Genomic DNA, 21,872 nt, shown 5'->3' on the forward strand with positions numbered 1-21,872 from the left:
TCCACCGCCTCTAACCGAATTGGACAAGCCCGCCGCTTCCGGCAGCCCGCGGCGGACGCGCCTGCCGCGGGCCATGCTTAGGCGTTATTTCGCCGGATACATGGTATCGAGTTCGTCGAGCGTCTGCTGACCGCCCGCTTTCAGCCATTGCTGCACGAAACTGTCGAAGTAATCGACGGGCTTGGCGCCGGTTATGATATCGGTGAAGGCCGTAATCGTGAGCGTATCCAGCGAAGCCACGTTCGTCAGCCAGGTTTCGGGTCGTTGAATGCCCAGGATGCTCTGCACGATCGCATGATCCGGCATGTACTTGTTCAGCACGATCGGCAGCGAGCCCGATTTGGACATTTGGCCCCAGGTGCCGAACGCATTGTCGTCCTTCGCGAGCGATCCGTCCTCGAAGCCGGCGATATAATCGTACAAGGGCTTCGCGGCGGGAGCGAGTCCGTCGGAGGAGCCTTTGTCGAAGGCTTTCAGCAGGTCGGCCGCGTACACTTCGCCCGGCTGGTCGATATAGAGCGGCGATAATCTGTACTGCTCATCCGACCAATACTTGAGATAGTCTTCCTTCGTCGAGTAATTGACGGTCTGATCGTACAAGTCGAGAATCTTGATGGCCGCTTCGGGATGTTCGTACTCCGCGCTGACCATCGTCATCTGACCGACCGCGTTGCTTTCGATGCCAATCTTGTAATCATGGCCGGCCTCCGTAGGAATCGCGTACGGATGAACGATAACGCCGTCCTTCTTGTACACGTTGTTGTACGGGTACCACGTGCCCCAGTTGCTGCCATACGCCATCCCGATCTTGCCGCTCGTGATATCCTCGACGAGCGCCGATTCGTTCTTGGACGTAAATTCCTTGTTGATCAGGCCTCTCTTGTACATGTCGGCCAAGACCGCGAGCGCTTCTTTCATCTCCGGCTGGATCCAGGCAAACGTCATCTTGCCGTTCCCGTCGCGGTAGAACATGCTCTCGTCGCGGCCCGGAACGCCGAACGCGGAGACCAGCCCAAGAATGCTGCCGTGATTTTGCCGGATGAGATCCTTGTTCAGGGCAAGGCCGTACGTGTCGCCGTCGATGCCGTTGCCGTCCGGATCGCCGGTAGCGAACTTTTCCGCGAGCGCGACCATCTCTTCAACGGTCTTGGGCGGCTGGGAACCGGTATTTTTCAGCCAATCCTCGCGTATCCAAAGGAACGGCGCCTCGTGGAAGTTGTCGTTCATCCGCGGTATGGCGTAAAGCTTGCCGTCTACCGTCGCGCCCGCAAACGAATCGGCAAACCTTTCCTTGTAGGCCTTGAGCGAATCGGAGGCGTATTTGTCGAAAACGTCGGTGAGATCGGCCAGCTGGCCGTTCTGCGCCAGCTGCAGGAATACGTTCGCGTCCTGCGTTTTGAATACGTCCGGCAGATCGCCCGAAGCAATGATGGCATTCAGTTTATTTTTGTAGGCGTCGGTGCTGCTGTCGGCAGAGAAAGCCACCTTGAGATCGATATTGAGCTTGTCTTTAATCAAACGGCTCCAGCGATTGTCTTCCCAGGTGTCGTTGTCAAGGAGCTTGGAGGCTGCCGCGGTTTGAACGGCCCATGACATCGTGATCGGTTTCTGATACTTTCCGTCGGCATCCGTCGGCTGCGAAGCATTGCCGGCATTAACGGCATTCTCCTTGGCGTTGCCCTCATCGGATCCATTGGAAGCGGTTTCACAAGCTGAAAGGACAAAAACCATAAGCAAGCCCGCCATGACATGCGGCAGAACTCTTCCGGATTTCATCTTCTTCACGCACAACTCCTCCTTATGATCGTTGCTACGTTGTTACAGCTTACTCTCGCCCGCGGTATAACCGTTACCCGGTCCCGCCAGACGGATTCGAAAACTGATCCGTACACTGCGCGAACTATCAGCCGCCGACTACATGCGGCATCACCCCTCTCGGAAATAAGCGGATGCGAGCAAAATACCGTGAACGCGCGTTTAATTTGAAGTAAATCGTGCCAAAAACGCCTTGAACGCGCGTTTATGCAGATGCAAAAAAAGAGTGCTTTCGCTTCCGCACGCATTCGCCGATTGCCGGAGCGCAATTATGCGCGATTTCGTTGCATAAACGCATGTTAATGCCTTCAAAACAACGCAATCCATTTCGTTCACCTAACAATGACCGTCGCGTTCTGCAATGGTTATGTCACGCGTACGTAAACGCGTGTCTACGGACTCATAATACACAACTTACAAAAACGCTGTCAATCGTTTATTTCTAAGCTTTTCCAAAAATAGTTTATGAGTCACCAAAATGATCATTGAGTAAACGCGCGTTTATGCTATAATGCAGAAAACGGCAACCACTTCTCTGGCTAACGAAAACGGCGCCCCCTCATGACTCCCTGCAACCGGCTTTTGCGCCGCGAACCTACCTTGCTCCCAAATTCCCGCCGTTCATGAGGAGGCATTAGGCATGAAAAACGACAAAGCCGATTTCATCCCTATCTTTGACGGACATTCGCTCGCGGGTTGGCATCCCGTCCCTCGCCTGCCCGTTTCCCGCGCCCCGGGCGAGCCTTCGCCGGACCCGGACGACGAGCGTTACCGGCGCGCCATGCAGACGACGGGCAAATGGACGGTCGAGCATGGCGCGATCACGGGGCGGCAGGATCCGCCCGGCTGCGGTTACGGCGGTTACCTCCTCAGCGACGGGGTATACGGCGATTTCGAGCTGCTCTTCGAAGCCCGTCCGGATTGGCCGGCCGATACCGGCATTCTCGTGCGTGCCTCCTCGCTCGGCTCCCAAGGCTTCCAGATCTTGCTGGATCACCGCCGCTCGGGCAATATCGGCGGGATTTACGGCAACGGTATCGGCGGCTTCCATGGCATTAATTTTACCCTCGACGCCAAGTACGACGAGCATGGCCGGCCCATAGGATTGAGACTGGAGGATCCTGCGGCCGCCATCGAGCCGATGACGCCCGACAAGCCCGCGCTTCTTGACGACGCGGCAACCGGCGAGCAGTTTCTCTCGCGATGGAAGTGGGACGATTGGAACGAATTCCGGATTCGCGTCGAAGGCGCTTCTCCGCGGATCACCGTCCATATCAACGACGGGAAGATTTCCGAAATCGATACGGAAGCCCTCAAGCATCCCTTGTATAACGCCGCGGCGGTTCGGGATCTGCTCGGCCCCAAAGGCCATATCGCCTTCGAAATCCATGATAACGATCCCGGCATGGGCGAAGCGCGCTGGGGAGCGAATGCGGCTTGCCGATGGCGCAATATCCGGATTCGCGAGTTATAACCGCGGCATTAGATCGGCATTTCTTGACCCCGGTAATCGACGAAATTGAACCTCGACACGGGAATCGCTTTACGCTCGATCAAGTCGAGAATGCCCTTGGCGCTCGCGCGCGGGTCGGTCGGCGCGTTCTCTCCGCCCATGTCCGTCTTCATCCAGCCGGGATGAACGCTCAGCACCTGAATGCCGCGGTCCTTGACGTAGGCAAGGAGCTGCCGGGAGAACATGTTCAGCGCCGTCTTCGTGATCGCGTACGGATAATCGCCCGGATAGGCATGCGTGATGCTGCCCGCTTCCGAGGAAATATTGATCAGCGCGGCATCCGGCTCCGTCAGCAGCGGCAGGAAATGCTTCGCCACCCGCATCGGTCCGAATAGATTGATATCGAACGAACGGATGACGTCGTCCATGTCAAGCGCTTCGATCGGGGTGTTGCGGGCCGCGAGTATGGCCGCATTGTTCACGATCGCGCCGAGCGTCTTGCCTTCGTGCTTCAACCGCGCGGCAAGTTCCGTCAGCCCCTCTTCGTCCGTCACGTCCAGGGCGGCAAGCGCGATCCGATTGTCGTATTTGCTGGCGAGCGCGGCCAATCGCTCGTCCTGCGCATAGGGATTGCGCACGCCCGCGATGACGGCATGCCCGCGCTCGAGCGCTTCGGCGGCGATTTCGAAGCCCAGTCCGCGATTGGCGCCGGTGATCAGCATATTCATTCGATCTTTCCCCTTCCCTTCGGTTGTTCCTTGATTTTCGCGCGCGAAGAATCAAATTCTTCGACAGGAGTCCCTTACGACCAAACTGCAATCCAGCGTGATTTCCTTGACGGTCAGCGTCTTCTGTTCGATGGTCGCGATCAGCAGGGAGGTCATGCGTTTCAACATGTCACCCAAATCGACGCGAATCGTCGTCAGGGCCGGGTGATGCTTTTCGCTCATCGCATGATCGTCGAAGCCGATGACCGATATGTCGTCCGGCACGCGCAGCCCCTGTTCTTTGAGCGCCCGAATGGCGCCGAACGCGACGCTGTCATTCGCCGCTACGATCGCCGTAGGCAGGTTGACCCCGCTGCGAAGGAGGGTTTGAACGGCATTGTAACCGCTCGTCTCGTGAAAATCGCCGTCCAGCACCCAATCCGGGTTCACCTGCAAGCCGCACATGCGCATTGCCGTCATGAAGCCCTCGTATTTGGTCTTTCCGGACAGGCGGTTCATATCGCCGTTGATGACCCCGATGCCGGTATGGCCGAGTCCGGCCAGATATGCCACGGCCTGCTTCATGCCCGAATCGTTGTTGAAATTGGATACGATCCGGTTTGGCTCGGGTTGCTCCGGAAGCTCCTGATCGACGACGCCGACCACGAAGCCTTCGGCGATCAATTCCTCGATGAACGGCTCGCGATTCGCCGCGCCGATGAAGATGCCGCCGTCGATCCGCCGCTGATAGAAGATTTCCATGACGCTTTTGACCACTTCCGTGTCCTTGGCATCGCGAATAATGTGCGTCAGGACGTAATAGCCGTGCTCGGAAGCATGCTCGATCACGCTGACGATCAGCATGTTCGTCAGCACGTCGGCGGAAACCCTTCCCTGGCCGAAGAGAAAGAGGCCGATCGTGCGGGCGCGCTTCCCTGCCAGAACCTGGGCGGATACGTTAGGAAAATAGTTATGCGCTTCGATCACCTTCATAACCTTTTCACGCGTTTCGGCAGGAACATTGGTATAATTGTTGATTACCCTGCTTACCGTGCTTCTGGATACCCCGGCAAGCCTGGCGATCTCCGTGCTGTTGATCTCTGATTTTTTCATGGTACCCATCCTCTTTCATAAACGCGTGTTTACGAATTTATCATACACATGGCCGTGAAATGTTGTCAATCTTTTATGCGGGCATGCGACTATTTCAGCGATCCGCACTCTTGAATAAACGCGTGTTTATGATATGCTTAAACCGAAGCACTCATTTTCGGTACGGCTACCCTATTGCGAAGGATGGGATTCTGGTGCGTCTTGGCGGACAGGTATTTCTCGAACGGAAAAACCCGGAAAATTGGGCGCGAGCCCTCGCGGAAGCGGGCTTTCGCGCAACGACTTGCCCGATCGGCGGAGAAACGGACATGGCCGAGCTTGACGATTATCTGACGATGGCCCGGCGTCACGATATCCTCATCTCCGAGGTCGGCGCCTGGAGCAATCCGATCAGCCGGGACGAGGAAACAAGGCGGAAGGCGATCGCCTACTGCATTGGACGGCTGGAGCTGGCCGAGCGAATCGGCGCGCAATGCTGCGTCAATATCGCGGGCTCTCGCGGCGAACAATGGGACGGTCCCGATCCCGACAATTTCAGCGACGACACGTTTGCCCTGATCGTGGAGACGACCCGCGAGATTATTGACGCCGTCAAGCCCGAGCGTACCGTATTCGCGCTGGAGATGATGCCTTGGGTGTTCCCGGACTCCGCGGATTCCTACTTGTCGCTCGTACAGGCGATCGACCGCAAAGGATTCGGCGTGCATTTCGATCCGGTGAACATTATCAGCAGCCCCCGCACGTACTATCGCAACGGCGATATGATACGCGACTTTTTCGCCAAGCTCGGGCCGTATATTCGCAACTGCCACGCCAAGGATATACTGCTGCGAGGAAGCTTGACCGTGCATCTGGACGAGGTTGCGCCCGGACTGGGCAATTTGGATTATCGCGTCTTCCTTACGGAGCTGAACAAGCTTCATCCCGATACGACGCTCATCATCGAGCATCTCTCGACCAACGAAGCGTACCGGCAAGCCGCGGGCTACATCTCCGGCATCGCAGAGGAGCTTCGCATTCCCTTATGACGGAGGTTCGCGCATGACGAAGGAAGAATCATTATTGGCGGAATTGCTGCAGGAGGAAGAGGAGCTGCAATTCGCCTCCTTCTCCAACGATACCGCGCTCCATATCGGGATGGCGATCGTCAAGCGGGCCCAATCGGACGGCAAAGCGGTCACGGTCGATATCAACCGAGGCCGGCAGCAGTTGTTTCATTATGCCTGCTCCGGCACGTCGGCCGACAATGACGATTGGGCCGCGCGCAAAGCCCGCATCGTGGAACGCTTCGGTCGCAGCTCGTATTATCTGGAGGTCGAACTCAGCGCATCGGGCCGCACGATCGCCGAGCGTTATTTTCTCGACCCCGCCGAATATGCCCCTTATAACGGCGCGTTCCCGATCCGCGTGCGCGGCGCCGGTATCATCGGCACGATTGCCGTCTCGGGCTTGCCCGGGGATCAGGACCATCGGCTGATCGCCTCGGTTCTCCGAGCGTATCTGGCCGGCGAAAGGTAGTCGATGTTCCTTGACGCAACATCCGTGCCCCCGCGCAACTGCAAAACAACCCATCATTTCCGCTGCAGCCGAGCGTGAATGAGGGGTTGTTTTGCTTTCGCCGAATACATGTTCATGAATGAATCTTCCCGATCGTCGATGCCGCTCTAGCGCATCATCTTGTTCCCGACAAGTTTGGACTGCCGAGCTCAGAACACCCGTCTCGCCGTCACGAACCGGTCCTTCCACTGCCCGTCGAAAGCTTCGATATGGACCCCGAGCTTGTCCGAATACGTGTGCAGGATTTTGCCGTCGCCGGCATAGATGCCGACGTGCCCGATATCGAGCCCGCGCGCGCTGAAGAACAGCAAATCGCCTTTTCGCAGGTCATCGAGCTTGACTTCAACGCCTTCCTTCGCCTGATCGTAGGAGACGCGGGGAAGATCGATCCCGAGCACGTCGCCGAATACGCGCTTGACGAACGATGAACAATCGAAAGCATCCGTTTGATCGGAATCCGCGCCGAAATCATAATGCGTGCCGATGAATGTCGAACCGAATGCGATCAGCGCATCCGCTTGCTTCATCGCTAGATCCGGGCTCGAATAATTCGAATACTTGGGCTTCGCCGACATGAACCCGATCTTCCCGTCCTCCGTCTGCACCTCGAGCCAATTCGCGTCGACGGCACGGATCACGTGGATCCGCTGGCCTTTCGCGAGCATCCGGACGAGGGACGCATCCGCCTCCGAGCTCGGCTCGGTTCTCAAATTAACGCCGTATGTAATCTCGGTCTCGAACGTATGGATGGACGAAATGCTGATCGAGCGGGCGTAGGCATGCCACTGGACGACATTGCCCAGCATCTCGCTGACGAACCGCAGCGGCACCATGGAGAACCCGTTGATCAATTTTCCCGGCACGGGGAGCGTCAGCTTCTCCTGATTTTTATAAGCGACGCTGTCGCCCATACGATACGTGATAACCGCGCCGTCCTTCATCGCCTTAACCGATTGCGTGCCCTCGTCCCATTTGACTTGGGCCCCTTCCGCTTCGAAGACCGGACGCAAAGGCACGTAGCTTACGCCGTTCTCGATGACGGGCGGCGCGGGAAATGCCAGCGCGCGACCGTCGAGCAGCATCGTCGGCGGCTGCTCGCTCGCCGCGTGCGCGTGCTTGGCTTGGACCGTCGTGATCGTCAAGGCCAGCAAGGCGACCATGGCGTATTTAATTGTGCTTTGTTGCATTCCTTGGACACCCTTTCCAACCGAGATAATGATTAGACGCGAATGCGGGCCGGTTTGTTTTGGTCTTTTTTGCATTGGATGCATTTACCACTAACTGCAGGCTGTTGGTACATGCGGTTGGATAAGGGAACCTATTGAACTATGAAAGCCTATGACCGCCGCGATTGGCGATCATAGGCTATGGAAGTTAGGCAATTATACCGCGATGCCGCTGCCTCTTGGCAGCGGATGGCGGTGCGGCCGAAATCAATTGATCCGCCGGCCGTCTCGACACTCTACCCGATCAGCAGCCCGCCGGCCGCCGGCGCGCCCGGGAATGCGCCGGTCAGCTGCTTGCCCGTCGATACCGCGAACTTCAAGGCCTCGTCCATCAGCGCGAGCGGCACGGGACGGAAGAAACCATGTATTTCGTAAGTGAAATCGCCTTGGTAGCCGGCATCCGCCAGCCCGGCCATGACATCGTCCCACTGAACCGTGCCTTGGTGCGGGAGCAGATGCGCGTCGGTCAGCCCATGATTGTCCTGGACATGGATGGTTTTCAGCAGCGCGCCCAGCACGCGAATCGAATCGCGTTGACGCAAGCCTTGGATATGCGCATGCCCCGTATCCCAGCAGGCGCCGAACAACGGATGGTTCAGACTGCCGACCAGCTCGGCCAATTCCTCGGGCGCGGCGCAATAGCTGCGCAGCGGCCGGCCGCCGCCTCGCGGACGGTCGAACATGTTCTCGAGCGCCACGCCGACGCCCGTCTCTTCCATGACGGGCAGCAGCCGCGAATACGCGTTGCGGTTAAATGCCAATTGCTGCGCTTGCGATTCCGCGCCCGCAAGCGTTATATTGCCCGGATGCAGCACGACCCATGGCGCGCCGAGAATCGCGGCCGTCCGCAAGGCCCGCTCCGAATAAGCCAGATAAGAATCAAGATCAAGCCCCAGCTGCATGCTGTCGAAGGCTGCGCCGTGAATAGGTCCGTGCGTTTGCGTGAACGCCGCGCCATGCGTCTCTGCCGCCTCGCGAATCTCCTGCGCCCAACGTTCTTCCTCCGCCCAGGACATGCCGAGCAGGCGGGACACGTAATCGGTATAGTTGAAATCCAGCGCCTCGAAGCCTGCGGCCTTGCATCTGCGAATCGCCTCTCCGATCGGGTAATCCGTATCGAACATATGAATGGATGTGGAAATTTTCATCTCGCTAATTCCTCCTTAGGGTCGTCTTGAAGTAAATAGTGATGCACGATCCAGGCTACCCCGTCTTCCTCGTTGGTCGGTCCGACCAGCTTGGCCAGCCGCTTCAGCTCGTCCTCGGCATTGCCCATGGCAATGCCGAGACCGGCAGCCCGAATCATCGCCGCGTCGTTCATGCCGTCTCCGACCGCGATGACCTTCTCCATGGGAATGCCCCATTGTCCGGCCAGCTCGGCGACGCCCGACGCCTTGCTCACGCCCCTGGCATTGATCTCGCATTGAAGCGGATTTGCGCGGCTGACTTCCACCTGATCCTGCCATTCCAGCACATTTTGCCTGATGCGCGCCATGATCGCATGGTCCCGGGATTCGACCGCGAACGAGAACCAAGCCGCTTCCTCCGGCTCCGGGAACGGAAGCCCGGCGTTGCTGTAATAGCTTCCCTCCCTGGCATGGCCCCAGTGCAGGACGCCGTGTTCCTCCGCCGCCAGCCGCAGCCGGCGGACCCAAGGCGCATCCAGGCCGCGCTCGCTGAAGAGCTTCCCCGGCGCAAGCCAGTTCTGGGCGCCGTTGGCGCAGACCATCGGCGTGCTCAAGCCGAGCTCCTGCATGACCGGGAGCAGTTGATCTATCGGCCGGCCGGAAGCCAAGATCACGAGACAGCCGCGCTCCGAGGCTTGGCGCAGCGCTTCGCGAGTCGCAGGAGCCAGTTCCCCCCGGGGGTTAAGCAGCGTGCCGTCGATATCGAGCGCGATGCAGTCATAGGTCATGGAATCGCCTCCTAGCCCGTTCGTACCGGGATGCGGCGTTCATCGCGGCATCCCGATGCGCGGTTAATTTCGGGTCAACGAAAAATCATCGTATTGCGCCCAGGCGCCGGCGTTGCCGCTGGCCGAGATCGCCAGCTTGACCGAAGCGCCTTCCGGAACGCCGATACCGCCGATACTGTACTCCGTCCAAGTCGTCGTGGTCGGCAAATTCAACTCTTTGCTCAAAGCGCCGTTCACGTAGACCTGCAGCTTTTTGGACGCGAACGCGTTGCCGCTCCGGTGCCATACTTTGGCCGTGTACGTTCCCGCGCTCAGCCCGGAAGCGGAGGCGTTCTCCAGCAGCGTCGTATACGCGCTATTGCTCCAGGACTTGGCACCCTTGGAACCGGAATGCACTTCCGCCGCGTCCGTGGCGATGCTGATATTGCCCGCGTACGTCCAATTGCTCCAATCCGACTCGAAGCCCGGGTTTAACAGACCGCCGGTTGCCGACCAGGTCCCCTGCGCCGCATCGATGTTCCAGCTCGCATAGCCGTTGATCGTAGGCGAGCCGTCGGCCGCGAAGCTGAGCGGGTACCAGGCGTATACGCCCTTGCCCATGTCGCCGCCGGAATAATTGCTCCAGCGGTCGCCGCAGTAAACGTACGAGGTACCTTGCGTTCCCTGAACCTCCAGCACGAAATCATGCTGCGTGTTGAACGAATCGGAGGTAGCGGGGGACGTCGCCACCACCTTGCGCGCCGACCAAGGTCCAGCCATGCTGTCCGCGGTCCGGTACGCCGTATCGCTGGATTTCCAGCCCCGGGTATTAGAGGTGAAGTAGTAGTACTTGCCATCCCGCTTGAAGATCGAGGCCGCTTCGCGAACGTCGCCGTTATCCCATGTGCCGCCGGAGAACTCGCTGTAATTGCCCGCGACCGGCGCCAGCGGCGTCAGGAAATCATCGGACAGCTTGAGGATCGCCTGCCCCCCGTTGGCTTGTCCTTTATCGAAGGTATACATCAGATACGCGCTCGCTCCGTCCTGATAAGCGCCCAAATCGCCCAGGCTGTAGAGCGTGCCCGACGCGTCCGGCAGCTTCTTGATCAAGCTGGCGCTCCGGTAAGTCCAGGCATTGCCGGCCGACAAGTCCGTTGCCGTCAGAAAGGCGTATTGGTTGCGCACCCCCGTCTCGTGGCCGCCCCATTCCAGCACCATCACGTAGGTGCTCGTGGCCGCGTTCCACATGACGTAAGGACGTCCTACCCAATCGCCGGCTTGGAACGGAATACTCGGCATGCCCGGCGCAATCCGTCCGCCGCTTTGCTTGGTCCACGACCGCAGATCCGTCGAGGTGTAGTGATTGATCGCATAGAAACGATAGTCGCCCGCGCTCCCGAAATCCGGTCCGAACCAATGATACACGCCGCCGACTTCAATCATGCCGCCGCCTTGGGCCTTGATCGGATTACCGTCGGTATCCATCCACAGCGTATCGTTATGAATCGCGGCCGAAGCCGCATGCGCGGAAGGCATTCCCTCGAACATGAAGCACAACATGAGCAGCGCCGCCAATGCTTTTTTCATTTTTGACCATTCCTCCATCGAATAAGGTTCGTTATTCGTCTGTCGGTCTCATGGTGTAATAGTCCTATTTGATGCCCTTGAATTCCTGATACTGCTTGGTCCATACCTCGGTCAATATGTCGCCTTCGATCTTCATGTAATCTTCGACGGCCTTGTCCCAGCCCGCTTCGTCGATCGCTCCGATGATGTACTGAATTTGCGATTCGGCGATTTTCGTTGCCCCGTCGCCGGTCAGATTCTCCGCCGGCGTTCCCGTCAGCGTGAACGGAATGGCGGCATCGAAGGGCTCGACGAACTTGTAATCCTTGTAAATGTCTCTCATCCTATACTCGATCTTGCCGGGCTTGTCGTAGTCCGCCGGCACGTAAGTCGGCCAGATCGCCGGGTCGAAGAAGTCCGCCAGGTTGTAATAGCCGGCGTAGCGCTCCGAGGCGTTTTCCAGCAGCGTGAACGTGTTTTTGCTCTTGTCCACCCACTCCCAGTTCTCGCCTTCGATGCCGTTCCAGGTCAGCATGACATTGTCCGGCGAAGCCAAGGTCCAATCCAGATATTTGATCAAGAAGGCCGCGTTCTTGCTCGTGCTTGGAATAAGCAGCGTGGAGGAATATTTCGGATTGCTTCCCCATGCCGGCGTTCCCGTCGCCGGCGCATCCTCGAGCGGCGGCAGCGGATCGTACGCCACGTTCGGATTCTTCTCGTTCAGCTTGATCTGATTGCCGACCATGGAATTGAACCAGCCCGAATAGGCGCCGACTCTGTCGGCCAGCACGAGATCCGTGATCTGGTTGGTGTTGATGGTCGCGAAGTCCTTCAGGATGTACCCCTTGGCGTACCAATTCCGGAACGTGGTCAGCATCTCCTTGTAGCCCGGGGCGCTGACGGCCGGAATGACTTCGTCGCCTTTGAGGTATCGGGTGGATTCGTCTCCCATGAAGTAGGGCTGGAAGATCTGGATGAGCCCGTTCAGGTTCCAGGAGTGCAGCAACGGAATTTCGTCATGCTTGCCGTTTTTGTTCAGGTCGGTTTTCTTCACGGCATCCATGTAGGCCTCGAATTCGGCCATCGTGTGCGGCATTTCCATGCCCAGCGCATCGAGCCAGTCCTTGCGGATCGTCGGCGCGTAGCCGGTCGGGAAAGACTCTTGTCTCGGAATGCCCCAGATGACCCCGTCCTTGTCCTTCATGACCTCGAGCGCGTCCTTCATGTATTTCTGGATATTGGGCCCGTATTGGTCGATCAGATCGTTCAGCGGCATGAGGGAGCCTTTATCCTTCAGCGCCGTCCAGCTGACGAGCTGTCCTTCGATAAAATCGAACTTCTCTCCCGAAGCCAGCAGCAGATTGATCTTGTCCGGATAGACATCCCGCGGAATAACCTCCGCTTCCAGCTTGATTCCGGATTGCTGCTCGATGATGTCCAGCACCTTCTGGTTGTCGGTGCCGTTCTCGCGGGTGCCCAAGCTTCTTCTGACGATTTTGAGCGGTTCGGTTTGCACGGGCTGCTCGGCCGGAGCGGCGTTGGCGTCCTGCGGCGCATTCGACGCGCTCGCCGTATCGGATTCTTCGGCTCCGCCGCTGCCGCTGCAGCCGCCCAGCACGGCTACGGTCACCATGGAAGTCAATACCAGCGTGATCAAACGCGTCTTCTTTGGCAAGTTCCTCTTCATATGTTCTCTCCCACTCCCAAACCGATTGTATTGTTGCTGCCCGCGGGCGATGCCGGCCGGATCATGGCGTTCCGCCGCAATCCATTCAGCCCTTGATCGAGCCTACGGTGATTCCTTTGACGAAGTAGCGCTGCAAGAAAGGGTACACGCACAAGATCGGCAGCGTCGTCACGACGATGGTCGCCATGATGACGGACTGCGCCGGCGGATTGACCTCCACCACGGCATCCGACCGGATCATATCGTTCAAATTCGTATTGTGGATGATTTCCCTCAGAAACACTTGAACGGGCCATAAATCGCGGTCATTGACGTAAATCATGGCATCGAACCACGAATTCCAATGGCCTACCGCGTAGAACAGCGAGATGGTCGCGAGCGCGGCGGTCGACAAGGGAAGGATGATTCGCAGGAAGATCACCAGCTCGCTCGCCCCGTCCATTTTGGCCGATTCGATGACGCCTTGGGGTATCTGCATGAAGAAATTACGCAGGATCAACATGTTCCAAGCGCTGATCAGACCGGGCAGAATGAGCACGGCGAAGTGATTGTACAGCCCCAGGGACTTAACCAGCAGGAACATCGGGATCAGCCCTCCGCCGAACCACATCGTGAAGGCGATGAGCATGGTGAACGCACCACGCAGCGGATAATCCCGGTTGGACAGCACGAAGGCCAGCGCCGCCGTGAACAGCATGTTGCAAAACGTCCCTGCGATCGTCCGCAAAATCGTGATCGCGTAGGCATTTACGATATAAGAGCCGGATGAAAAGACGTATTTGTAGCCGGAAATATCCCATGCCGTCGGCCAGATGGCGAACGGATGAGCCGCCCTGTCCAGATCGGTCATCACCGAACGCCCGAAAACGAACAACACCGGGTAAAGCATGACGAGGCACACGAGGATCAGCATGATCGTGTTGCACGCGTCGAACAGTTTCTCACCTAACGTCTGCTTCAAGACACGCCTCCTGTACACTGAAGCCTTGCGGCAAAGTCGGCTCGCCGCCAGCCTGGACGGCTACCATAAGCCATCGGAGCCGAGCCGCTTGGCAGCCCGGTTGGCCAGCACGACCAACGCCAGCGCCACCGCCGATTTGAATAAGCCCACCGCGGACGAATACGCAAACTTCGCCTCCACCAACCCTTGTCGATAGACGTAGGTATCAAAGTTGTCCGCAACGTCATAGACCGCCGGGCTGTAAAGATTGAAGACTTGCTCGAAATGGCCGTCCAAAATGTCGCCCATGCCGAGAATCAGCATGATCGCCACGATTTCCTTTATGCCTGGCAGCGTAATATAAAACATCTTCTGCCATTTTCGCGCGCCATCCATGGCAGCCGCCTCATAAAGCTCCGGATCGATGCTGGCCATCGCAGCCAGATAGATGATCGTTCCCCAGCCGACTTCCTTCCAGATATTCGTCACCACCAGGATGAGACGGAAATAGGCCGGGTCGCTGGTGAAAGCCACCGGTTCTTTGCCCATCAGCTCCATCAACGCATTGACGGGTCCGCCGGTTGGAGTGAGCAGCTGCAGCACCAGTCCCGCGCACACGACCCATGACAGGAAGTGCGGCATATAGCTGATGCTCTGAACGACTTTCTTGAACCATCGGCCCCGCGCTTCGTTAATCAGCAAGGCCAGAATGATCGGGGCGGGGAAAGCAAAGATCAGCAGATACAGGCTGAGCACCAGCGTATTGCGCAGCAGCCGCCAGAAGTAGATGGAGTGGAAAAACAGATTGAAATTTTTCATCCCCGCCCAATCGCTATGAACGATGCCCTCGAAGCCGCCCATGCCCTTGTAATCCTTGAAGGCAATGACGATGCCATACATCGGCAGATACTTGAAGATCAGAAAATATAGCATGCAGGGCAGAGCCAGCGCGTGCAAATACCGGTATTTCCAAATCCATGTCGCTGCCTTCCTGCGGGCCGTGCCGATCGAACGTTTCCTGCTTGGTGCGGCGATCGTGTTCATTATCGGATTCTATCCTCCTTTCCTCTTCGTTGTCCGACCCCGTCTATCGTAGCCGCCGCGCGGTCCGAACGTAAATCGGAATATCTGAAACTCCGTACCAAATTCTCGCAATCCGCGTCCCACAATCGCAAACAACGTGCCACCGGACGTTCCGCCAACAGAAAAATCCTTGATTGCTCAAGGATTTTCGATCCAATCGATATGATAGCCTTTGACGTATTTGCCGGGGGTGATGCCCTTGATCTCCTTGAAGATCTTGATGAAATACTTCGAGCTGCTGAAGCCGACCCATTGCGCGATGTCCTTGATCTTGAGATCCTCCTCCTGCAGCATGGAGCAGGCCTGCTCGATTCTCGTATTGTTGAGGAGCTGAACGAACGTGCTGCCCGTATGCGCTTTAAGGATTTGATTGATGTACGTCGGACTCAAATTCACCTGCTCGCTTACCGACTCCAGCGTAATGTCCTGCATGTAGTGGTCCTTGATGTAACCGGCGATCCGTTGATAATACTTGCTGGCCCGGGTCGTCTTGTTGGCTTCGATCACGTCGATGATCGTATGAATCAAGCCGCTGAAGAAGATTTCCACCCGCTCCTTGCCGTTCAGGCTGCTGAGCCGGTCGATGCTGTATTCCTCGCCGTAGATCTCGTCGACGGACAAGCCGAGCTCGTTGATGAGCGCCATGAGCGTGCTGTTCAGATGGAACACGAACTGGTACATGTTCTGGTAGCGCCGATCCTTGCTGATCCCGCCCAGCATCTCCATGAACAACGCGAGCGCGTCGTTCTTATTGCAGGCGCGAATATTGTTTTTGAGCAGCTCCTCTTTATCGTAGGGGTAATTGTACGCCGTCTTGTCGCCGCTGCGGATGTCGCTCGTCAGCATGATGTCCGTCCGGCCGTATAAAATTTTGTATTTGAGCAGCTCCCGCACTTCCCGGTAGTTCCTGGCGATATGCAGCAGATCCGTGGGCTCGTCGCTCACGATCGCGGTAAAGGATACCTGCAGGCGGTGAAGCAGCTGCTGCTGCAATTCCCTGATCTTCGCCAGCAGCTCGCCCGCTCCCGCCGAAGGGCTCTCCAGCGCCACGACGAGCTGATTGCTGTGGTTAACGAGACTGAAGCTTGCGATGCCTTGTCTGAAGCCGAAGTATTCCGTCACCGCATCGAGCACGGAATAGAGCAAGATGCTGTCATTGCGCGCCTTGTAGCCGCCGGTCCCCTCGTCCACGTCCAGCTCGAGCAGCATCAGCGTCAGATTCCGCCGGGGAATGTCCAGCGCGAACAGCTTCAGGTTATCCTCGATTTCCTCCCAGCCGGTGTATACGCCCCAGATGAGATTGTTCAGAATCTTCTCCCGGAACACGGGAACCGTCAGCTCCAGCTTCTCCTCCAGCTGCTCGTGATTGTCCAGTATATCCAGCACCGCGTCGCGAATCACGCCGAGCTCGTTGCCCTTGCCGAGGATGCGGCGCGTCCTTGCGCGGATATGCTTGCGCAGCTCGTCCACCGGCTTCACCGCGCGCATCGTGAACAGCAAGGAGACGATGAGGCTGAAGGCGAGCAGGACGAAGCTCATCAGCACGATGATATTGCGGATCATATGAATGCTGCCCGTGATGCCGCCGAACGGATACATGGCCACGTAAGTCCAGCCCCGGTTTTCCGCGGTGTTGTACACGACGAGCTGCTCCTTGTCCCCGACGTTCGACACGAAGCTGCCGCTCGTGCCGGCGAATGCGTGCTGAAAGCTCGGCCGGGTACGGATATCCGTATACAAGTCCTCCTTGAGCCCGGAAACGATGACCTCCTTCTTGCTGTTGAGCACGAGGAAAGGCGTCTCTCCGCCGTTCTGAATTTGGGCATGCAGCTCCCGGTAGACCAAGGATTGGTCGATATTGATAATCAGCGCGCCGTTGTAATTGTTCGCCCGATCGAGCGGCAGATGGGCGTACACCGAGAATACGTCCAGCGTTCGCGGGCTGTTGTTCCAGAATTTGACGGGATGCGTATCCGACACGATCAGCGTGCGGCTGTCGTTCTTGTACCACTTCATGAAGTCCAAGTCGGGAAAAACGGCCGCATCGGATATCCCGTACTCGGTCGAGATTACTTTATCGTTCTTGGCCAGATACAGATAAACGGAATGCACATAGCGATTGGACGCTTTGATCTGGTTGATCTTCTGGTTGATATAGTCCCAATCCGCGTAGTGCTCGTCCGCGTCGGCGCTGGCCATGATCTGGTTCAGGCGGCTGTCGTTGTACGACTGCTTGGAGATATCGATGATATTATTGACGACCAGCTCCACGGAGGCGGCGAATTGATCGAGCGCCTGCTGATTGGACTCGCCGAAATTCTTGATCACCATGCCCTTGGCTTCCCGGTAATAGACCGTACCCAGAATCGCGATCGGCACGAGAATCAACACGGTAATGAACAGCTGGATTTTCAACATCAGGATCCGATCCTGAATCAATCGGCCGACGGCCTTGAAGCTTCTCACGCTATGCCTCCACCCAAAAATGGAATAAATTGCAGTGCCTATTTTACGCGTTCATCGTTTGCCTGGCGTTAAAGGGATGACAAGTTATTGTTAAGCTCCGGCAGCCCGGGCGCGAGCCGGTCCATGCCCCCGAATAAAAAACCGCTCCCCGGCACATAGCCGGGAAGCGGTCGCTTCGAAGGAATCTCGTCTATCGGCAGTCCTATGCTATCCGATCCGATTTCTGCAACGCGGAATCAAAAGTCGAGCTCGAGGCCGAATTCCCGCGCGGCCTGCTCCAGCACGCTCCGGTGTTCCTCGCCCACCGGAATGCCGTCCGTGCCCCATGCCCGTTCGCGTTCCGCCTCCAGGACGCCCGGCAGGACGGCCCGGTCGAAGCCGGGCAGCGGACGCATCTCGGCCGCGAGCTGCATATACCGGTCCATCTCGTGCTTGAACGCATCCAAGGAACCGAATTTGGCCGCGTCCAGCGCGATGATCAGCGATCCCTGGTTGGCGCCTTCATACGAACGCGCCGCGCGCTCGCGTTCCACCGGCACGCCGGCCAGGAAGCCTCCCAGCGCCTGGCACATGAAGCCCAGTCCCATGCTGCGGAATACCAGGCCCGGAGTTTGACGGATCACGTCCGCCCGGTGGGGCGAGTCGTCGTACAGGTCGTGCATCGCGCCGAAGTCCAGCACCATGGCTGGCGCGTCGCCGGCCGGCACGGCGAACGACATCGGGGATCCGCCCGCCGCCTGCATGATGGATTGCTCCGCGCTCAGGTCCAGCTGGTGGCCGGAGGTCACGTACCCGATCAGATCGTGTTCGGCCAGCACGCGCGAGTAGATGCCCGCCGCCCCGATATGTCCGTGATTGCGGGTAACCGCGGCGGCGATTCCGCAAGCCCGGCACTTCTCGACCAGCAGCTCGGCTGCCCGGTAAGCGGGAAAATACCCCAAGCCCCCGTCCCCGTCGACCAGCAGCGTTGCCGGCGTCTCGTCGATCACCTTCACCTCGGGATTCGGATTGATCAGCCCGTCGCGCATGATGCGCGCGTACGCGGCAATCTGTCTCGATCCGTGGCTGAAGACGCCGCGCAGATCGTTTTGGACGAGCAGGTCCGCCAAAAACCGGTTCTTCGCCTCCGGCATGCCCGACCGTTCGGCCAGCGCGGCCACGGCGCGCTTTAGCTGCTCCGGAGGTACCGCGGCATATTGTGCAGGTAACTGATTCATGACGTTCGCTCCTTTTAATGAAGAACGGCTTCGGATGGTACCCGCCGCTCTCATGCTTTCCGCTCCTAAGATATTACCCGTTGCGCGGTCGGAGAGCAATCGAACGCCGTTTTGCGCATGACTTGCATAAGTTTCGGATTGATTGTCACAGAATAACTCGCAGCATCGTTCTATCTCCGGGCAGTAGACGGAATTTCCGAGACAGGGATCGAAATCCCCCAGCAAAGCGAGGAAACAATATGACACAACGCGTAAATTTCGCTCAGCAATCGCCTAAACTATTCAAATCCTTTTTGGCTTTTACCAACGAATTGTTCGACAGCGCCATCGAAGTAAATCTCATCGATCTCGTGTCCATCCGAATCTCGCAAATGAACGCGTGCGAATTTTGCCTGGACCTGCATGTCAAGCAAGCGGTTATCCGCGGCGAGAGCGAGCTTCGGCTCCGGCACGTTTCCAAATGGCGGGAATCGGATTTGTTTACGCCCCGGGAGCGAGCGGCGCTGACATGGAGCGAGCTCCTGACGGAGCTGCCGGAGGAGGGCATCTCCGACGAGGCGTACGCGCACGTTCGCGAGCACTTGTCCGAACAGGAAATCTCGGACCTGAGCTTCTTGATCGTGTCCGTTAACGGATGGGACCGCATCAACATCGGCTTCAAGACCGCGTCCGGCCGCCTGACGCGAAACTTTGATTAGCGCGTGCGCGTTCCATGCGTTCGCCGGTCTACATCAGGCGGCATACCGGCGCCAACGTCAAAGAACCCCGCTGAGTATGACGGCGAGGTTCTTTGACCGTCGTTCATCGCTTCTGAAGAGAACGCGCATTCCAGCCTTCCGGCACCTGCACCGCTTCGCGCTGACGGTGCTTCCGCCGCGTTCAACCCCGCATCATGCGCATGTCCGATATCCAAGCATACGCCCTTCGGGTCCGATTCCCACTCGTCATGTACCCGAATGCGCTCCTCCGCGCGAGCTTATTTGAGCATCTCGTCCATCACGCTGCCGTCTACGTCCTGCATCTTGAAATTCAGCATGGCGGCCATGGTCGGCGCCATATCGACCAGGCTCGCCTGTTCGACGACGGCGCCCTGCTTCACGCTCGGGCCGCAGGCGATAAACGCCGTATGCTGCTCCTTGTACGGCAAGCCGCCGTGGCTTGCCTTGGCCGTCTTGTAATCGCCGACGCTCGTTTCCGAGAATACGTCCTCGCCGGCCAGGAGATTGCCGAAGGAAATCGCGGCGCTGCCTTCGATGACGAATTCGAACGGACCCGTAAGCTTATATTGCGCGCGGACCTCTTCCTTCGTAAACACATGGCCGAGCCCGTATTGCGGATCCTCTTTCACGGAGAGCAGGAAGTCGTGCACCCGCTGCTTCATGCTTGCATCGGAAGGATCCTTCAGGCTGATCCAGGCGGACATGCCCACGGAGTGGCAGTAGGCATCGTAATCGACCAGCTGGTTGTCCCGATCGACGGTCAAGAATCCGGCTTGCTTCAGCAAAATATTAAAATTCAACACATGATCGATATCCGTTTGGCCATGATCGCCCAGCACGACGACATTCGTATGCTCCAAGTCGCCGTATTGCCGGATTTGTTCGAGCAGCGACCCGAATTCCGCGTCGTGCTTGCGCAGCTGCTCCATCACGCGTTCGTTCATTACGCCGTACTGATGGCGCACGCTGTCCAGATCGCACATTTTCACGAGCATGACGTCCGGCTGATTGTAATCTTTGATGATATCCAAGGCCAAGCTCATCGTATATTGATCCAAGCTGCGGTTCTGACCGATCAGATGATGGCTGTATTTATCGTAGTAGCGGTCCAGCAGCTCCGGCGTGGCGGTGCTTTCGAAGAATTGCAGCGGGTTTGGGCCTCTGTATCCGATCGGCACGATCATCGGCATGTTCAGGTCGTAATCCGCCCCGCCCGATACCGGCCACGTGATGGAACAGGTCGTATACCCGTTTTCTTTGGCATAATCCAGCATCGTTTTGGATTGGACGTCTTTTCTCATATTGTACCAAGGCGCGTGCTGCTCGCCCGCTTTGACGATTTCATTGTGCGGAATGCCGTGCTTCTCGACATAGTTGCCCGTAATGATGGAGCAATGGCAGGGGTAGGTAACGGAAGGGTAGATCGAATGCATATGGTTGACCCAGGAGCCTTGCTCGAACAGCAGCTTGAAGTTCGGCATCGTTTTCATATATTCCATGTCCATGGCGCATAGGGCATCCAGGCAAAACACCAGCAATTTCGTCTTTTTCATCATGTCGTCCTCTCCGTGCGACCGTGACGGTCGCATCCATGGCATAAATTGCGGCCGCGGCCCGAGCCTGCTAATCCGGCAGCTGCTCGTCCAGCTTGGCGACGATCACTCTCGGAATCATGTCCCGAAGCTTCTCCAATATCGGGACCGGGATCCCTTCGTCGGTCACGAGGACGTGAATCCGCTTGGTCTCCATGCCGAACAGGAAGGCGGTTTGATTCATCTTGGAGGAATCCGCCATCAGGATAAGCTGATGCGACTGGTCGCTCAGGGTAACGGCGGTGCTTTGCGGCTCCATCTTGGAGAAATACAGGCCTTGCGGCGTAATGCCCGCGCAGGAAAACAAGCCCTTGTCGAACCGGTACTGCTTCAGCTCCTGCTGCAGCTTCAGGCCGGACGTCAAGCCGTTATCGCCTACCTTGCCGCCTACGATATACACTTCCGAACGGGTCTTCTTCTGGCTTAAATTAAACGCGACCATAATCGAATTGGTGACGATGATCAGTTCTTTATGGTCGGGAATCAAGCGGGAGAGGGTCAATCCGGTCGTGTTGCCGTCCAGAAACACGCTGTCTCCGTTCTCCAGGAGGTTAATCACTTCTTTGGAGATTGCCTTTTTCTGCTCGACATGGTAGTTGATCCGCTCCGTGTACGGCATCTCCCACGTCATCTGTTCCTTCTTCTCGGCGCCGCCGTAATTGCGCCGCAGCAGCCCCTTGTCGTGAAGGATGCGCAAATCCCGGCGGATCGTCTCCACGGACAACTGATAGCGGTCCGCCAAATCTTCCACGAGGACGGCGCCGTCGCGAAGGACTTCCTGCAGGATTTCGTTCCGTCTCTTTGCTGAGCTCATGGCTGCATTCCCTTCGTCAACGT

General features: G+C 57.6%; 18 protein-coding genes. 4 read left to right on the forward strand and 14 right to left on the reverse strand.

What is annotated here, in order from left to right; genetic code table 11:
- Window positions 1-84 precede the first annotated feature (84 nt).
- Window positions 85-1,776: an extracellular solute-binding protein gene (locus GT019_RS03610; protein ID WP_235946803.1), complete on the reverse strand. Its 1,692-nt coding sequence runs from the start codon at window positions 1,774-1,776 to the stop codon at window positions 85-87.
- 679 nt (window positions 1,777-2,455) lie between these two features.
- On the opposite strand from GT019_RS03610, the gene GT019_RS03615 reads away from it, so the two are divergent.
- Window positions 2,456-3,289, forward strand: a complete 834-nt coding sequence (locus tag GT019_RS03615; protein WP_161741243.1) for a 3-keto-disaccharide hydrolase — start codon at window positions 2,456-2,458, stop codon at window positions 3,287-3,289.
- Window positions 3,290-3,297: 8 nt separating this feature from the next.
- Here the strand turns inward: GT019_RS03615 and GT019_RS03620 are convergent, their stop codons facing one another.
- Together GT019_RS03620 and GT019_RS03625 are read right to left on the reverse strand one after the other, a co-directional pair.
- Window positions 3,298-3,996 carry an SDR family oxidoreductase gene (locus tag GT019_RS03620; RefSeq protein ID WP_161741245.1) on the reverse strand — a complete coding sequence of 233 codons (699 nt, stop codon included), beginning with the start codon at window positions 3,994-3,996 and terminating at the stop codon, window positions 3,298-3,300.
- 51 nt (window positions 3,997-4,047) lie between these two features.
- The gene (locus GT019_RS03625; RefSeq protein WP_161741247.1) at window positions 4,048-5,088 is read right to left on the reverse strand and encodes a LacI family DNA-binding transcriptional regulator; all 1,041 of its coding nucleotides are present in this window, start codon (window positions 5,086-5,088) and stop codon (window positions 4,048-4,050) included.
- A 194-nt stretch (window positions 5,089-5,282) separates the two neighbouring features.
- Between GT019_RS03625 and GT019_RS03630 the strand changes: the two genes are divergently transcribed.
- A complete protein-coding gene (locus GT019_RS03630) occupies window positions 5,283-6,116 on the forward strand; it encodes a sugar phosphate isomerase/epimerase family protein (protein ID WP_161741249.1) in 834 nt (277 codons plus the stop codon).
- A 13-nt stretch (window positions 6,117-6,129) separates the two neighbouring features.
- Window positions 6,130-6,606: a heme-degrading domain-containing protein gene (locus GT019_RS03635; protein WP_161741250.1), complete on the forward strand. Its 477-nt coding sequence runs from the start codon at window positions 6,130-6,132 to the stop codon at window positions 6,604-6,606.
- A gap of 188 nt (window positions 6,607-6,794) precedes the next feature.
- Here the strand turns inward: GT019_RS03635 and GT019_RS03640 are convergent, their stop codons facing one another.
- The 9 genes from GT019_RS03640 to GT019_RS03680 form a co-directional block, all read right to left on the reverse strand.
- On the reverse strand, window positions 6,795-7,832 hold the full coding sequence (locus GT019_RS03640) for a stalk domain-containing protein (protein ID WP_161741252.1): 1,038 nt from the start codon (window positions 7,830-7,832) through the stop codon (window positions 6,795-6,797).
- Between the two features lie 275 nt (window positions 7,833-8,107).
- A complete protein-coding gene (locus GT019_RS03645; RefSeq protein WP_161741254.1) occupies window positions 8,108-9,019 on the reverse strand; it encodes a sugar phosphate isomerase/epimerase family protein in 912 nt (303 codons plus the stop codon).
- The gene (locus GT019_RS03650; RefSeq protein ID WP_161741256.1) at window positions 9,016-9,786 is read right to left on the reverse strand and encodes a Cof-type HAD-IIB family hydrolase; all 771 of its coding nucleotides are present in this window, start codon (window positions 9,784-9,786) and stop codon (window positions 9,016-9,018) included. Before GT019_RS03650 ends, GT019_RS03645 begins: the two co-directional genes overlap by 4 nt.
- Window positions 9,787-9,849: 63 nt before the next feature.
- Window positions 9,850-11,352, reverse strand: a complete 1,503-nt coding sequence (locus GT019_RS03655) for a hypothetical protein (RefSeq protein ID WP_161741258.1) — start codon at window positions 11,350-11,352, stop codon at window positions 9,850-9,852.
- A gap of 64 nt (window positions 11,353-11,416) precedes the next feature.
- Entirely contained in the window at window positions 11,417-13,018 is a 1,602-nt protein-coding gene (locus GT019_RS03660) for a type 2 periplasmic-binding domain-containing protein (RefSeq protein WP_161741260.1), read from the reverse strand.
- A gap of 85 nt (window positions 13,019-13,103) precedes the next feature.
- Window positions 13,104-13,979: a carbohydrate ABC transporter permease gene (locus GT019_RS03665; protein WP_235946618.1), complete on the reverse strand. Its 876-nt coding sequence runs from the start codon at window positions 13,977-13,979 to the stop codon at window positions 13,104-13,106.
- A 60-nt stretch (window positions 13,980-14,039) separates the two neighbouring features.
- Window positions 14,040-15,002 (reverse strand): ABC transporter permease, encoded by a 963-nt coding sequence (locus GT019_RS03670; protein ID WP_161741263.1) that lies wholly within the window; start codon window positions 15,000-15,002, stop codon window positions 14,040-14,042.
- Between the two features lie 177 nt (window positions 15,003-15,179).
- Window positions 15,180-17,507 (reverse strand): AraC family transcriptional regulator, encoded by a 2,328-nt coding sequence (locus tag GT019_RS32400; protein WP_161741264.1) that lies wholly within the window; start codon window positions 17,505-17,507, stop codon window positions 15,180-15,182.
- Between the two features lie 236 nt (window positions 17,508-17,743).
- A complete protein-coding gene (locus GT019_RS03680) occupies window positions 17,744-18,724 on the reverse strand; it encodes an Ldh family oxidoreductase (protein ID WP_161741266.1) in 981 nt (326 codons plus the stop codon).
- A 239-nt stretch (window positions 18,725-18,963) separates the two neighbouring features.
- Here GT019_RS03680 and GT019_RS03685 point away from each other — a divergent pair, with 239 nt between their 5' ends.
- Window positions 18,964-19,422, forward strand: coding sequence for a carboxymuconolactone decarboxylase family protein (locus GT019_RS03685; protein WP_161741268.1), 459 nt, complete (start codon window positions 18,964-18,966; stop codon window positions 19,420-19,422).
- 278 nt (window positions 19,423-19,700) lie between these two features.
- On the opposite strand, the gene GT019_RS03690 is transcribed toward GT019_RS03685, so the two are convergent.
- Both GT019_RS03690 and GT019_RS03695 read right to left on the reverse strand, forming a co-directional pair.
- Entirely contained in the window at window positions 19,701-20,999 is a 1,299-nt protein-coding gene (locus GT019_RS03690; protein WP_161741270.1) for an alkaline phosphatase family protein, read from the reverse strand.
- 67 nt (window positions 21,000-21,066) lie between these two features.
- Entirely contained in the window at window positions 21,067-21,849 is a 783-nt protein-coding gene (locus GT019_RS03695; RefSeq protein WP_161741285.1) for a DeoR/GlpR family DNA-binding transcription regulator, read from the reverse strand.
- Window positions 21,850-21,872 lie beyond the last annotated feature (23 nt).

Origin of the sequence: Paenibacillus glycinis, from assembly GCF_009909185.1 — a bacterium.
Taxonomy (GTDB): Bacteria; Bacillota; Bacilli; order Paenibacillales; family Paenibacillaceae; genus Paenibacillus_Z; species Paenibacillus_Z glycinis.